Annotated in this window: 16 protein-coding genes and 1 pseudogene; 11 read left to right on the forward strand and 6 right to left on the reverse strand. The window is 35.7% G+C overall.

Annotation, left to right across the window (positions count from 1 at the left end):
* Positions 1–99 precede the first annotated feature (99 nt).
* Positions 100–2,172, forward strand: a complete 2,073-nt coding sequence (locus DS031_RS21985; protein ID WP_113808318.1) for a transglycosylase domain-containing protein — start codon at positions 100–102, stop codon at positions 2,170–2,172.
* A 298-nt stretch (positions 2,173–2,470) separates the two neighbouring features.
* Positions 2,471–2,803, forward strand: a complete 333-nt coding sequence (locus tag DS031_RS21990; protein WP_113808319.1) for a hypothetical protein — start codon at positions 2,471–2,473, stop codon at positions 2,801–2,803.
* Positions 2,804–2,857: 54 nt separating this feature from the next.
* Here the strand turns inward: DS031_RS21990 and DS031_RS21995 are convergent, their stop codons facing one another.
* Positions 2,858–3,562, reverse strand: a complete 705-nt coding sequence (locus tag DS031_RS21995) for an SAM-dependent methyltransferase (RefSeq protein ID WP_113808320.1) — start codon at positions 3,560–3,562, stop codon at positions 2,858–2,860.
* Positions 3,563–3,835: 273 nt separating this feature from the next.
* On the opposite strand from DS031_RS21995, the gene DS031_RS22000 reads away from it, so the two are divergent.
* Both DS031_RS22000 and DS031_RS22010 read left to right on the forward strand, forming a co-directional pair.
* The gene (locus DS031_RS22000) at positions 3,836–4,078 is read left to right on the forward strand and encodes a hypothetical protein (protein ID WP_113808321.1); all 243 of its coding nucleotides are present in this window, start codon (positions 3,836–3,838) and stop codon (positions 4,076–4,078) included.
* Positions 4,079–4,585: 507 nt separating this feature from the next.
* On the forward strand, positions 4,586–4,882 hold the full coding sequence (locus tag DS031_RS22010; protein WP_113808322.1) for a phospholipase: 297 nt from the start codon (positions 4,586–4,588) through the stop codon (positions 4,880–4,882).
* A 56-nt stretch (positions 4,883–4,938) separates the two neighbouring features.
* On the opposite strand, the gene DS031_RS22015 is transcribed toward DS031_RS22010, so the two are convergent.
* The gene (locus DS031_RS22015; RefSeq protein ID WP_113808323.1) at positions 4,939–5,796 is read right to left on the reverse strand and encodes a DUF2268 domain-containing putative Zn-dependent protease; all 858 of its coding nucleotides are present in this window, start codon (positions 5,794–5,796) and stop codon (positions 4,939–4,941) included.
* Positions 5,797–5,963: 167 nt separating this feature from the next.
* Between DS031_RS22015 and DS031_RS24355 the strand changes: the two are divergent.
* Positions 5,964–6,047: pseudogene (locus tag DS031_RS24355) on the forward strand (YjcZ family sporulation protein); the annotation flags it as partial.
* A gap of 124 nt (positions 6,048–6,171) precedes the next feature.
* Positions 6,172–6,267, forward strand: a complete 96-nt coding sequence (locus tag DS031_RS22025; protein WP_113808325.1) for a YjcZ family sporulation protein — start codon at positions 6,172–6,174, stop codon at positions 6,265–6,267.
* 191 nt (positions 6,268–6,458) lie between these two features.
* Here the strand turns inward: DS031_RS22025 and DS031_RS22030 are convergent, their stop codons facing one another.
* The 4 genes from DS031_RS22030 to DS031_RS22045 form a co-directional block, all read right to left on the reverse strand.
* Complete coding sequence (locus DS031_RS22030) at positions 6,459–8,141, reverse strand: hydroxysqualene dehydroxylase (protein WP_113808326.1); 1,683 nt, start codon at positions 8,139–8,141, stop codon at positions 6,459–6,461.
* A 254-nt stretch (positions 8,142–8,395) separates the two neighbouring features.
* Positions 8,396–8,815, reverse strand: coding sequence for an arsenate reductase (thioredoxin) (gene arsC, locus DS031_RS22035; RefSeq protein WP_113808327.1), 420 nt, complete (start codon positions 8,813–8,815; stop codon positions 8,396–8,398).
* 17 nt (positions 8,816–8,832) lie between these two features.
* On the reverse strand, positions 8,833–9,471 hold the full coding sequence (locus tag DS031_RS22040; protein ID WP_113808328.1) for an MIP/aquaporin family protein: 639 nt from the start codon (positions 9,469–9,471) through the stop codon (positions 8,833–8,835).
* A gap of 24 nt (positions 9,472–9,495) precedes the next feature.
* A complete protein-coding gene (locus tag DS031_RS22045; protein WP_113808329.1) occupies positions 9,496–9,840 on the reverse strand; it encodes an ArsR/SmtB family transcription factor in 345 nt (114 codons plus the stop codon).
* 215 nt (positions 9,841–10,055) lie between these two features.
* On the opposite strand from DS031_RS22045, the gene DS031_RS22050 reads away from it, so the two are divergent.
* From DS031_RS22050 to DS031_RS22070, 5 genes are all read left to right on the forward strand, one after another.
* Positions 10,056–11,375 carry a hypothetical protein gene (locus tag DS031_RS22050; RefSeq protein WP_113808330.1) on the forward strand — a complete coding sequence of 440 codons (1,320 nt, stop codon included), beginning with the start codon at positions 10,056–10,058 and terminating at the stop codon, positions 11,373–11,375.
* 167 nt (positions 11,376–11,542) lie between these two features.
* A complete protein-coding gene (locus DS031_RS22055) occupies positions 11,543–12,250 on the forward strand; it encodes a response regulator transcription factor (protein ID WP_113808331.1) in 708 nt (235 codons plus the stop codon).
* Entirely contained in the window at positions 12,247–13,656 is a 1,410-nt protein-coding gene (locus DS031_RS22060; protein WP_113808332.1) for a sensor histidine kinase, read from the forward strand. Before DS031_RS22055 ends, DS031_RS22060 begins: the two co-directional genes overlap by 4 nt.
* Positions 13,653–13,862 carry a hypothetical protein gene (locus DS031_RS22065; protein WP_113808333.1) on the forward strand — a complete coding sequence of 70 codons (210 nt, stop codon included), beginning with the start codon at positions 13,653–13,655 and terminating at the stop codon, positions 13,860–13,862. Before DS031_RS22060 ends, DS031_RS22065 begins: the two co-directional genes overlap by 4 nt.
* Positions 13,859–15,052: a F510_1955 family glycosylhydrolase gene (locus tag DS031_RS22070; protein ID WP_113808334.1), complete on the forward strand. Its 1,194-nt coding sequence runs from the start codon at positions 13,859–13,861 to the stop codon at positions 15,050–15,052. Before DS031_RS22065 ends, DS031_RS22070 begins: the two co-directional genes overlap by 4 nt.
* Positions 15,053–15,210: the final 158 nt, after the last annotated feature.

The following is a 15,210-nucleotide window of genomic DNA, read 5'->3' on the forward strand; positions in this document are numbered from 1 at the left end:
GGATTAGGTTAAAAAATCTAATCCTTTTTTGTATGAGAATTTTTTTGACTTATCATTTTAATAATCTTTCAAAATGAATATAGGAAGGATATTTCAATCATGACTTCTAAGCAATCTTCTCAATCGGAAAATGTAAGAGAAAATGATAAAAAAGAGAAAATAAAGAAGCTTTTTAGGTTAAGTGTTGGAATAAGTTTTATTTTATTTCTAGTTATTGTACTTGCAGGAGCAATTACAATATTTGCATTTATTCATGATGCCCCTAAATTTGATCCAAAGCTTCTTCACCAAAAAAACTCTTCTATTGTTTATGATCAAAACGGCAATGGAGTTGGTTATTTAACAGAGGGTATAAATAGACAATATGTAAAAATAGACGATATTCCAAAAAGCGTGCAGGCTGCGTTTATTAATACAGAAGATGAACGATTTTATACACATTTAGGAATTGATGTAAAACGTATTGTAGGAGCGGTTATTGCAAACTTTAAAAATGGGTTTGGGGCAGAAGGGGCAAGCACAATTACCCAGCAGCTTGTCAAAAATTCATTTTTAAGCTCTGAAAAATCACTAAAACGTAAAGTGCAGGAAGTATTTTTAGCGATGCAGATTGAACGAAGTTACTCTAAACAACAAATTTTAGAAATGTATTTAAATACTATTTATTTCGGTGAAAGAGCTTATGGAGTAGGCACGGCAGCTGACGTTTATTTTAATAAAACACTTGATGAGCTTACAGTTTCTGAAATTGCTCTTCTCGCCGGACTGCCGCAGCGACCGAGCGGATATAATCCGTACGAATATCCGGAAGCTGCAAAAGAACGCCGCAATACAGTGCTTAGATTGATGAGAGAGCATCATCATATTACAAAAGAAGAAGAACAAGCAGCAAGGACCGTTCGAATTGAAGAGATGCTTGGAGACCGCGAAAGGGAAAAAGGGCTATATCCTGCTTTTATGAAGAGGGTTGTTCAGGAACTAAGTGAAAAAGGAATTGAGAAATCTGTTATCTATAATGGGAGCTTGAAAGTTTATACTTCTTTAAATAGTGATGCGCAAAAGTATTTGGAGTATATGCTTTCCAGCGAGAGCTTTATTGCTGGTATGGATGAGAAGCTTCGTTCAGGTGTCATTCTTTTAAATACAAAGACAGGAAATATAGAAGCAGTTGCCAACCGCAACCTTGAAAATGAAGGAGAAGGTGTAAATTATGCTGTTAATATTTCGCGTCAGCCGGGTTCAACAATTAAGCCAATCCTTGATTATGGACCTGGGATTGAATATAATCAATGGTCAACTTTTAAAAGATTTAAAGATGAACCTCTTGAAATAGACGGTAAAAATATTCAAAATTGGGATGGGCAGTATCATGGCGAGATTTCTATGAGAGAAGCATTAACATGGTCATATAACATTCCTGCTGTAAAGGCATATCAAGAAATAGGAGAAGAAAAAGCGAAAGAATTTGCAGGGAATCTTGGGATCTCTCTTGATGATCTTTTTCCGTCTTATGCAATTGGAGGATTTAAGCATGGAGTGTCACCGCTTCAGCTTGCAGGTGCCTATGCGGCTTTTGCCAATAACGGAATATATCATCAGCCTCATGCTGTACAGAAGATCGTTTTTGCAGATGGAAGAGAAGTAGATTTTACTGCAAAGTCTGTTCAAGCAATGCAGGATTCTACTGCATATATGGTAACCGATATGTTAAAGGATGTAGTAAAGCAAGGAACAGGTCAAGAAGCAAATATATTAGGTTTACCCCTTGCTGGAAAAACTGGTACAACAAATTTACCAGCTCATATTCAAGGGGAAGGAACTTCAGATGCATGGTTTGTAGGATACACGCCGCGTTATACGGCAGCTGTATGGAGCGGATATGACAAAACAACAGAAGAAACGTACATTCACGAAGAAGATGATGATGTATCAAAACTGATTTTTAAAAAGCTAATGATATATATGTCACAAAGAGAGAATGCACCGATAGAAGAATTTGTACAGCCTCATTCTGTTGTTGAACTTCCAGTTGATCGAAGCACAGGCCGTTACACTAATTCCGCTGCATCAAATGCAAGAGTTGCGATGGAGTTGTTTGTTAAAGGAACAGAACCTGAGGGAACGCCCGTCTCAAAGCTGCAGCCAGAGAAAGAGGAAAAGAAAGAGAACTAATTTTATAAAACGATAACAAAATGTCAAAAATATCCCATATTTTCTATCCAGTTCAACATTTAGTGGTAATCTACTAATAGAGATAGTCATTCTCTCTCTACCACCTTATAAAATAGAGCCTTTCTGGAAACCATGCTGTTTTTAAGCGTGGTTTTTTCTTTTTGATTGTTTCAAAACTAGCGTGTATTTGAAATGGCACCTTTAAAATATTGGATATGATTGTGGTAGAATATAAGTAAAACATATGAAGATTCGAAAAAACTTCACGGATTATAAGCTCTTTAAAGGAGTGAATGAGATGAGTGAAAGAGATTTAGCAATTGGAGCTTATGCTATTTTTATAATCGTTTCCTTTTTTGTTAGTTACAAGTACGGCACGTTTATGATCAAGAAGACTGGTCTGTTTTTTACACAAGTCTTTATTGCGGTTACAATTAATATCGCGCTCGGGATGCTAGCACTGATAGGATGGTTTTTCTACTCCTTAGGCGTGAATGAATTTTTGTTCCTCGGTGGCTTATTTTTAGGCACAGCTTTATTAGTGATAACTGAAATTGTGCTGCTTATTCTTTTGTTCGTTAAAAGAAAAAGAATGCTTAAAATCTTCAATGAGGTAAACCATACTAACTAAAACGGTATAGTTTTTTATCTAGAAAAAAGGACAGCATGAGGAGCTGTCCTTTTATTATCTTTTAGTGATTTTTAGAAGCGAGTTTGCGTTTTTCTGAAATTCGTAAGCGGCCTTCCTTTCTTCAACCGTACAGTTTTTCTCTTTCAGATAATTTATTATTTTGTCCAAATGTTTATAGCGTTTTCCCTCTAAATCAACTAACGGAAAAATACGAATTTCGTCTTTTGAAATCCGCAGTAATTCATCGATTGTTTGCAAATGAAACTTGTAATCTAGTCGATCGGCATACATAAAGAGAAAATGTGCAGAAAGGATGATATCAAATTCCTCATTTTCAAAAGGCAGCGCCGGCAGTGTAACTGGAATATAGCGCTCGCTGTGTTCTGTCATATCATTTGCACATTCGTTTAATGCGCTTAAGCGATGAGTTTTCAGTTCTTCTATATTTTTAAAATAATCCCAAACAAAATTTTCTTTCACTTTTTCCATAGAAGTCATTGCATGTTTAATGTCCTGCAATCCTTTGTTTTTAAGATCCACTCCTGTGTAGTAATAAGCAATATCACAGGCGGTAACATCTGCTCCTAACCTGTTAGCTAATGCTGTAAATGAACACGCTCCAGCAGGACAATCGAGTATTTTCTTTCCGGATATGTCTTTCTTTGAAAGAGAAAACATGTCCATATACTCCTCGTACGTTCTTCCAATAAAAATAATTCGTTCTAACTCTAACTTTTTGCTCTGCTCAACTTTACTCATCTAAATTCACCTCTTCTTATTAAATCGTATTTATTTTACCATACATTATTGGAAATATTAACCTTTACTTTTATCCTATGGTATAAAAAATACTTTTAAAAACAAAAGACTGAGGAGATATTTCTAATATTAAGTCTATATAACAATTCGTTTACAAATAGATAAAGAGTTGATTAATAAAGAGGTTTTTGGAAGTGATTTGGATATAATAGGGGTAACTTCTAGCAAGGATTTTTTCTAATTTATTAACAACATATAAGGAATTGATGTTACATGCTAATGGAATTTTTTAATGAATATCAAATTACGACTGCTGACAAAGTGTACTTAAAGGTAAGCAAAGATGTGATTACAATTGAAAAGCTTGTTTGGGAATTGGATAAGATAGAAGAGCAGCAGGAGTTAATTAACAAAATCGATGCATTAGGTAATCAAGTTGATAAGGAAATGGTCCTTGCTTATTTAAGCGGAATTGCTGACATGATTAAGCTAAGAAAAAAGAGAATAGCAAATTGATGAATAGATCTAACTAAAGTTAAATAATGTATAGGTGTTTTAAAAAGTAAAAAATCCTATTGTAGAAAGAAAACAATTCTTCTACAATAGGATTTTTTTATGCTCTATACAGTATTTTTGGGAAATTTACTCTTAAGAAATATGACTCGTTAACAGTTACCGTTTATACGTTTATTTTTGCCGCTGCTGCAATTACGCCTTTTAGCAGGTTATGGGCTGTAGGGCCGTTATTTTTAATAGATGAAAACAGCAGTACAAGAAGCATTTATCGGGTAGTGACAATTCCGACCACTTATATGGTTGATTCCAATGGGGTTATTCAGGAAAAAATTGTGGGTCCTATGAATAAAGAAATGATGAAGAAATTAGTAAGCAGTATAAACAAAAGAATAACAGCGATCAGTTCTTATAAATGGAATGCTCCCCTTTATTACATTCAAAATAGGTATTAAAACATACGCTATTCTCTTATTGTTCATAAAATATGAAAAATAGGAGGATTTTTCAATGTGGAGAGAAGAAAGAAGACAAGAGAGATTTCTGCCTGGTTTTTGCGTTTTGCCAGGGTATAAATGGTGCGGGCCAGGCTGCAGTGGACCGGGAGCGCCAGTTAATGATGTAGATGCTTGCTGTAAAGCACATGACGAATGTTACAGCTGGTATGGTCCATCGTGTGAATGTGATCTTGAGCTTATTCACTGCCTTGCGCCTAAAGTTAATCCATATACTAAAAAAGGTAGAGATGCGGCACTGCTTTATCATTATATGAACTTTCAAAAGCTGTTTACTTGTTTTTTTAGATAGCGTATGGAAGTTGTTCATGTTAATGGATGGAAAGGGGGTGGCTCAAAAGTGTGGAGTTAGTCTTTTTCTTTTTTTTTGAGTGCAAATTTAGAGCCTTGAATGAGTTCATCCGCACTTTTTAACAGGAGCTCATTCATAGGATAAGGACCGTTCTTTTTTTGAAACGTATTTACAATCTGATAGCCGATATAATAGCCAATCCATGGTGGTAAGAAGCGGTCTCGATCACCGTATAAAAAAGGGTTATGTTTTTCTTTTCCTAGTAAATTTAAATTAGAAATAAACTGATCGTTCCATAGTTCTAATGCTTCGTCTAACGTATATAGACGTGCTGCTCTTCCTAGTAACCGCTTGCCGTATAACGATTTAACGGCATATTCTCCAAGTCCTTCAATAATAAGGGAATCTTTTAAAGGCGTTTTTTGATCATCTCTATTCAACAAATGCAGGCGGCAAATATGGTTATATTCGTGAGCTAATAGTGCTTTCAATTCTTCTAGACGCACATCGGGAGAGACAAATAAAAACATTTTTCCTCGAAAAGCCATTCCATTTCGGTTGTTTCTCTTTTCATTTAGAAAAGAATGATTTTGTTTGATTGGAAAAATAAAAATAGAAGCTTCGGGTCCATTCCACTCCTTTTTTAACAGCTGATATTGTTTGTTAACAAACCCCCATATGTTTTTCTTTTCCATTTCCTTTACGACGGATTGAATATCCATCCAGTTTTCAGGGTTGAATAAACCGTTTTTTAATAAATGAGCGTGTACTTCCTGTGAAGTATATGTTGGAAAATAACGCTTTAACGGCACACATAGTGTTTGAAGCTGAATGGAATAGGGGGAGATAAACGAGTTTTTGTTACATGTTTTTATAAACTTATGAAGCCATCTATTTGTAGCTAGTATCGGCAAATTTCTCACCTTTTTCATTTACTTCCACTGTTTTTATCTTATTTATATGATGAAGAGCGTATTAGTGTTCAAAATAAGAATTTCATGATTATGGAACATTCGCCCTTTCATTCTTTTCTTAACATACATACGTTAGTAGTAACTTCTATACGGAAGGAGGGAAAACAATGGGCGAAAAACCTGTAAACAATTATGGTAGTGGATTTGCTCTAATTGTAGTGCTGTTTATCCTTCTTATTATTGTTGGAGCGGCAGCAGTAGGCGGATATGGTAAGTATGGTAAATGTGGTGGTTACGGCGGCTATGGTCCCGGCTTCGGCGGTTACGGCTATTAATAACAATAGCTAACACCGATTATGAAAGGAGGGGAATTTCATGAGTTACGGCTACGGTTATGCTGGCGGCTTCGCATTGATTGTTGTTCTGTTTATTCTATTAATCATTGTTGGAGCAGCTGCGTTTAAATATTAATCAGATGAGAAGTAAATAAAATAAAGACCCAGTTTCATCTGGGTCTTATTATTGAACAAATACATGTAAAATGCAGCAGCAAATGAAGAAACACCTGAAGTAAAGAGTGAGGAAGATTTTCTGCTTCAATCAATAAATGAAAACGATTGGATAAAAGACTATCCAAAAGGGCAAGTGCTCCCTTGGAACAGTTATTTATTTAAAAAATATTTTACAATATAACGAATGAAGGAAATGATTCTTCTATTTATAGAACACTTCCCATTCCATGGAAGACCTTTCTGATAACGATCATAATCATGAATGTGCCATGGAGTAAGTAATTCATAATCAAACATATCCCATATTTTACATTTCTGTGCCTTCGATTTAGATATATCAAGAATATTGTTCACAGCACGGCGGGCAGCCTCGTTTGCGGCTTCCATTGTGGCCAGGTCCGTATTTGTACGAACGTAATCTGATGCTAAGAAAAGATTTGGAATACGCGTATAAGCGTACGGCCTTAAATTCCAAGTATTGATTTTGTTTACTAACAAAGGTTCTAAGTTACTCATTTTAGAGTTATTTAAAACAATATCAGGGTCTAAAAACCAGGAATGAATATCTTCATCTTGGAGGATAACACGATCGTTATTCAAACCTTTTTTAAGCTGTGCCCATACTTCATCTTTAATCTCTTCTTTTGTACAATCCGAAGCTTTTTTACCATATAAAATTCCAGGCATATTCCATTCTGATATATCAATGGAGAGAATTCCTTTTACAGTTCCGTCCCCATATTTCCGTAAATCGATATCCGGCCAAAATTGCGGTTGGGAAACAGCAGTTAATGCCCATGGAGCATCCAAAAATATAATATGTCCATGTACGATAGGGATATCACGCCTTAAAAAGAATTGAATGCCGTTCATCCAATCTACACTTTTACTTAATTGTTTCATCCCCTTTAATGATGGATCAGCATGAATCATTTCTTTTGTAATCAATTTCTCCATGGCTTCTACAGGCATAGCGGAAAGATAATAATCTCCTTTCACGGAAATATTTTTTCCATTACGGTAAATTATTGCATCAGTAACCATGCCTTTTTCACATTGGATGCTTACAATTTTAGCATTTGTAAAATATTGAATTCCTCTGTTTCGTAGGTATTTCAACCATGGATCAATCCAAACGTCATTCGTTGGTCCATTCAATAGACGATCATTAGAAGGACCGGGTAAAATACAATCAAGAATGATCTGTGAAAGCATTGTTCCAATCGTTTTCATGCTTGCTTCTCTGGCTTTTGCTGCTACTAATGATCTTGTTATACCTGTAAACATATTTTGAAACGCTTCTGATTGAATATCCCCTTCTAGGTACTCCCACCAGCTGATTCGTTCATATTCTTCCATTCTTCTCTCCTTACAGCTGGTCATTACTTGCCACAACCGCTCGACAAAAAAATCAATTTCACTTTCGGAAAGCCCCCAACTTTTATCGAACAAGATTCTTATTTTTGATTTAAAATCCCTTATTGATTTAGGGAATCCCAATGGGAAAGACTCGAGCGACTTGTCAAAACGTGCAACTCCCATGTTCTCAGCTTCAACCAGATTATCATAGACACTCCTTTTACCTTCATAAGGAATTCGTTTCATCGTATCGATAATATGCTTATAAAACCTTGGAAAAAAGCGAAAACCATGTTCGCCGGGTAGTTCTTTCTTTCCATCAATCCCCGAATTTGGAACTTTTATTGATCGTGCCTTTCCGCCAGGGGTGGACTGGAGCTCGTATACACAAACATCGAATCCCCGTTCAATTAATTCATGCGCCGCACTCATACCAGCAACCCCGCCACCAAAGATGATAACTTTTTTCCTCATTTAATCACCTTGTGTTCTATTTTAGGATAAAGCATTATATGTGCATAAAACATTATTCATTACATTGCAGAAAAAATAAATCAACGGAGTTAACCAATAAGCTGTACTACTTCTTTTATAATAAATTAGAAAAACCATTCCCGTTATAAAGGAATAAGAGGAAGGATACATATTGAGCAGCGCTTTTAAATTAAAAAAAAGAAGAGCTTAGCCGGTTGTTAGAATTCAACAATCAGCTAAGCTCTTCCTTATGATTATTCTCCTGTTTCCGAAAACTTTTGGATGCGTGCACTAATTTCATCACGAACGCGTTGGAAAAATGCCCATTTTTCTTCTTCTGTTCCTTCTGCTTTAGCAGGATCATCAAATCCCCAGTGAACGCGTTTTACATGCGGAGGTGTAACAGGACAGTGATCGGCTGCATGTCCGCATAATGTAACAACTAAATCAGCGCTGTTTAAAATTTCTGGATTAATGACATCAGAAGTTTGATTTGTAATGTCAATATCGACTTCTTTCATCGCTTTAACAGCATTTGGATTTAAACCGTGTGCTTCAAGTCCTGCACTAAATACATTCCATTTATCGCTAAGATATTTTTTTGCCCAGCCTTCTGCCATTTGGCTGCGGCATGAATTTCCTGTACATAAAAAGTAGATTGTTTTTTTAGACATTGTTTTGATCTCCTTTATTATTCATGAATGATTTTATATAGTACTGCTGCACAAACTGCTCCTAAAATGGTTGCAGCAATGTAGATCCATAAATGCTGTAGGCTGCCTGATACAAGGGCCGGACCAATTGATCTTGCGGGGTTCATTGAGGCGCCGCAAATTGGTCCTGCAAACATCGCTTCGAGTCCAACTGTTGCCCCAATCGCAATACCGGCAAATGATTTCACAGCTTTTCCGTGAATCGCAGAACCAAAAATAATAAACATTAAAAAAAACGTTAAAATAAATTCTAAAATAAATGATTGCTGCCACGTATCGCGCGGCAGTGTTGCCCCTAAATTAGCGATATTTCCGAACAATCCGATCATTGTTAAACTTGCCGTAATGCCAGCTAATGTTTGAATGATAACGTAATAGACGGCATCCCTTTTTTGTATATCGCCATTTACAAAAAAGCCAATCGTTACAGCGGGATTAAAGTGAGCGCCTGAGATATGACCAAACGTATAAATAAGCGCCATTACAACAAGACCAAACGTTAAGGCAATGCCAACATGTGTTAAGCTTCCGGTTAGTTCATTAATAACAACTGCACCAGTGCCGGCAAAAATTAAAAAGTATGTTCCTAAAAATTCGGCAATTAATTTCTTTTTCATCTTAAAAACTCCTACTTGCTAACGTCATTTACATGTAATTCTAAGTCCTGCTTCATCAAGCTTTTTTAATTTATCTTGTTGATTAGGAAGATGTGCTAATATCTCTTTAAGAAACGGATAAAAAACACTTTTTCTATTAATCGAATAAAACATCCACTGACCTTTACGAGTTTCCTCTACTAATCCGGCATCTTTTAATTTGCGGAGGTGCTGACTGATAGCAGGCTGACTCATCTTAAAAATTTCAACAAACTCACACACGCAGCAATCGTTCTTTTCTAATAATGCAATTATTGTTAAACGTGTTTTATCTCCTAACAGTTTTAAAACCATTGCCGCTTTGTCTAACTCTAACGCCGCTTTTTCCAACTTAACCCCCCCCTATATAATCACTAAATCATTATATAATTATTTACTTATATATTCAACTGCCACTTTAACACCCCTTCCACTTTTGAAGGATTATATTTATACGTATAAATGAATATAGTGAATTAGCATGAAGAATTCATTGTTAGGTAACAGAACGCATTAAAAGAAGAAGGAAATGTTCCACTGCTGAAGTAGAAAGGAGCGATCATAAAGTGAATAAGACGGATTTTATTAAGACGCTCATTTCCGTATTAAACAGCAGTAATTATAGTTGGTGCATTCCAAGCAGCTATCATAAATTGCCTGCACATGTTACATCAGATATTGATATCGTTATTTCTGAAAAGCCTCTTAAAGTGATCCGCTATTTAGCGCAATACTTTTCAACTTTTAACTGCTCATGGAAACTTGTTCAATGTTATGAAGGAAAAAACTATTTTTGTACTTTTGCAGCGGTTATTAATGGCAAATTAGATACCGTTTATGTAGATTTATTTCAGCATTATTATTATGAAGGGAAAAAAGTCATTGATGGAAGTTTATTTTTAAAAAATACAAGACAATATGACGGGATATTAATTCCAAGTATAAAAGTAGAATTTCTTTATGGTTTTTTAAAAAAGGTATTGCGTGAAAGATTATCATTAACAGAGTTTAATGATTTAGCCAATTTATACAGCCAGGATCGAAGCGGATGTTTTGCACTGCTGTTTGCTTATTTTAATCAAGAGGATGTTGAAAGAATTCAGAAGAGTATAAAAGAAGGTGATTATGATGAGCTAGTGTCTCGTTTAAAGATTCTTAAAAAGGCGCTCCTTTTTGAAGGAACAAAAAAATTTTCTACCTTCTATGACCGTTATAAGATGTTTTTAATTAAAGGCTGGAAACGAGTAATTCGAAAGCCGGGAATAGAAGTAATTTGTCTAGGACCGGACGGAAGCGGGAAAAGCACGGCCATAAAAGGATTTGAAAAAGAAATAAAAGTTATCTTAAATGTGCGAAAATATCACCTGCGCAGTCTTCCTCCAAAATTATACCGTGACAACACCTTAAATAAACAACCTTCTCTTCACCGAAAACCAGCATATAGCTTTCTATTTTCATTTATCAAACTGCTTAGTTATGTTCTTTTGTATTGGTTTGGATGGCTTTTTATAACAAACCCGAAAAAGCTGCGATCAGCTGTCATTCTCATGGACCGCTCTTATCATGATATCCAAATTGATCCGCGGAGGTTTCGAATTAAAATCCCGAAATTTATTATAAAGTTAATCGTTCATCTATTTCCAAAGCCTAATCTTTTTTTTATCTTTGACGCGCCAACAGAACTTATTCAAGAAAGAAAACAGGAAGTCTCATTCGAAGAAACCACAAAGCAGCGTAGGCGGTATAAGGAGTTTAAATCTAAAGTTAAGAACGCTTTCATAATCAACACTAATCTTCCTGTTCAAACCGTTTCTTCGCAAATGAGCCGTATTCTCATTACGTATATGTCAAATCGGTTGAAAAAGAGGTTAAAAATAAAAGATTAAGAATTGTTGAAAAAAAAGAAGCAAACATGATCGTTTATTATAGAATGACCTAGTATGTATAGTATTCTAAAGTAAATAATGAAAAAGAATAGTGTTTCTTCACAAATTCTACAAATTTATGCAATATAATAACTAATGCGGTTAATTAAAATGAATGAGGGATTTTAGTGGATAAAGCAATTGTATTAATTGTTGATGATGAATGGAATATGCGTAACTTAATACGCGTCTATCTTGTGAACAATCAATTTAATGTACTAGAAGCAAAAAGTGGAATAGAAGCACTTGAGATTACTAATAAGCAGCATGTTGATCTTATTATTTTAGATATTATGATGCCTGATATGGACGGTTGGGAAGTGTGCAGGAAAGTTCGAAAAATAGGGAATACGCCAATCTTAATGTTAACAGCTCGTACAGATATTAAAGATAGAGTACACGGTTTGAATATTGGTGCAGATGATTATTTAACTAAACCATTTGCTCCTGAGGAATTAATCGCCCGCGCTCATGCCCTGCTTAGAAGAATGTATACTTCTATAGAGGAGGAGAACCATTCAGAACTGCTCGTTTTTAAAGATTTGTCGATTGATAACAAAGGAAAACAAGTATATGTGAAAAATCAGCTGATAGAATTTACACCAAAAGAGTATGATCTTCTTTACTTACTAGCTGTAAATGCAAAAAGAGTGTATTCACGAGATATGCTGTTAAGTCAAGTATGGGAATATGACAGCTATCGTGATGAGCGCACAGTTGATACGCATGTAAAAAATATTCGCGAAAAATTGCGTAAAGCGGGATTATCATTTAACTCAATTAAGACGGTGTGGGGCGTTGGTTATAAATTTCAATTTACGGATGATCACTCATGAGTTGGAATCGAATAGAGATAAAGTTAGGCGGCAGTATCCTTATGCTCTTTCTCGTTGTCCTGCTGCCTTTAGGATTTGTCATTGATCAAATTTTTACAGGCTTTTATTATACGCAAGCAAAGTCAGAAATTGGCCACCTTTCCACAAGATACGCTAATTATATTCATTCAGTTGAAGACGAAGAAATCCTTACAATGTTTGAGCAGTTGGCAAACCTTACTCATACAGAGTTATATATTATTAACAAAAACGGAGAAATTTTGGCGAATTCCGGTATACCCGGACTGCCAAAGGGAACAAGCATTGATCAAGAAACAGTAGAAGCATTAGCGCTGAATCATTCACTGACAGAAGAATATGAAGACCCTGTATCTCATCAGCGCTTTGTCGTATCAGGAAAAGCTGTTTTTTCTAACATATCTTTTGAAGGTGGGGTTTTCGTCTTATCTTCTGTTGCTGAAATTGATCAGTCCATTTATAAAATTCGGCAGCTGCTTATTTTATCCGGGATAGGAGCTTTTTTTCTTGCGGTTGGATTTACGTTTATTGTTTCCTGGAAGCTTTCTCAACCATTAGTGAAAATGGAGAATGCTACCCGAAAAATTTCTAAAGGAGAACTCGATACAAAAGTAAATATTCAATCGAATGATGAAATTGGTTTTCTCGCTAGTGCCATTAATGATTTATCGGTTGAGTTAAAACGTTATCGTGATAACCGGCAGGAGTTTTTTGCGAATATATCACATGAATTAAGAACGCCGATTACATATCTTGATGGCTATGCGAATCTGTTAAAAGAAGGGTTGTATCAATCAGAAGAAGAGAAACAGCAGTATGTAACGATTATTCAACAAGAATCAAAGCGTTTAATACAGCTTATTAATGATTTATTTAATCTGGCTAAAATGGAAGAAGGACGTTTTGAATTGAACTTTGAAGAGGTTAATATTGTGGAAGCCGCAGAAAATGTTGTTTCGAAGATTGTTTTAAAGGCGACACAAAAAAATCTTTCTCTTTATCTTGAAGCAGAAGACGATCTACCGTCTGTTTATGGAGATGGTTTAAGGATTGAGCAAGTTTTTATCAATTTGTTAGAAAATTCCATTCATTATACAGAACAAGGGTTTATTAGATTGCGTATCTCTATGAAAGCAAACGATACAGCTGCTATTATAGTTGAGGATACAGGAATTGGAATACCCGAAGAGGAACTTTCTCAAATATTTGAACGGTTTCACCGCGTTGAAAAATCTCGCTCTCGAAATCATGGCGGGTCGGGCCTTGGCCTTGCGATTGTGAAAAAGCTGGTAGAGCTTCAAAAAGGGGAAATTAGGGTAACGAGTAAAGTAGGAAAAGGAACTCGTTTTGAGATTTTGCTTCCGGTTATAAAGGGTGAAATACAATGAGATTTATGGATTGGTTGGCTGCCGGCATACTTGTTTTTATGGGGTTATCCTGTTTAACCGTTTCAGGGGTATCGCTTTTAGATGGAAATTCGATCAGCTCCTATATAAAAATGTTCCTTCAAATTTGCAGTTTTATGGGGATACCAGTGTTTATTGCTGGATTGATATATTTTATTTTACGAAAGAAAGGAACAAGCAAAAAATGAGGATATTAAAGAAATTATTATTTTTATTAAGCGCAGCAGTTTTATTTATGCCAGTAGAAGTGCTTGCGCATGGAACGGAAGCAGAGTATCAAAGAGAAGTGTTAATAGGAAATACAATGGCTGTAGGCTCTAGTATTTTATTTGTCCTATTTCTTATCGCTTATTTTGTTGTGAAAAATAAAGCACAAAAGTTAAATGTAAAAAAACAGGAACAGCGCAATAAACGAAAACAGTTTGAGGATATTTCAAAAATATTAAGGTGGGGTTGGACTTTAACACTTCTTATTGCAGTAGGGAGCGGCGTATGGTCATTAATAAGCAGCGATAGTGAAACAAGCACAAGTGCGGGTGTTACATTTGAACATATGCATGGTGTAGGAATTACAAACGATGGATCAGCAGTTTATATTCCTGCCCATGACGGCTTGCGTGTTTATAAAGATGGCGAATGGAGTATTCCTGAAGGGGAAAAGCATGATTATATGGGCTTTTCAATGGTTGATGACGGATTTTACAGCAGCGGTCACCCGGCGCCAGGTTCAGATATGCCAAACCCTTTTGGGGTGATTAAAAGTACAGATGGCGGTAAAAGCATTGAAACATTAGATTTATTAGGAGAAGTTGATTTTCACGGTATGGCGGCAGGATATCGTTCCCACGCGATTTATGTGTTTAACCCGGAGCCAAACTCTAAAATGGATGAAGCAGGTTTATATTATACAACTGATGAAGCGAAAACATGGACTAGAAGTGAAATGAACGGACTAAATGCCACTCCTACTGCAGTAGCTGTTCATCCGGATGATGAAGCGGTGATTGCAGTAGGAACAGAAGATGGTGTTTATCTTTCAGGAGATTATGGACAAACATTTGAGAAAAAGATGGGGGACTTTCAAGTAACGTCACTCGCTTTTGATCATAATGAAAAGCTGTTAATAGGCGCAGTTCAGCAAGGTCAAGCAGTACTTCTTCGTTTTAACAAAGAAAACAATACAAGTGAAAGCGAAGATATAAGCATTTCGCCAATGGAAGAAGATGCGGTTCAGTATATCGCGGTAAATCCGCAAAACAGTGTCGAATTTGTGATTGTAACATTTAAAAAAGATGTTTATAAAACAAGCGATCTTGGCGGGAATTGGGTGCAGCTTGTTAATGAAGGAAAGACTATTAATAGCGATAGTAAAGAATAAATAGAGCTGAGGCTTCTGAAAAAACTTTTGGAAGAGGCTGGGACAAAACCCTAGTCTGAAAACCTAAAAAGCATGTGAAATTTTACGCTCAGTAAAATTTCACATGCTTTTATTTTTTTCATAATAAAAAGGACATCTTCTGATAAAATTTAAGTACC

This window comes from Bacillus taeanensis (genome assembly GCF_003318295.1).
GTDB classification, from domain to species: domain Bacteria; phylum Bacillota; class Bacilli; order Bacillales; family UBA6769; genus Maribacillus; species Maribacillus taeanensis.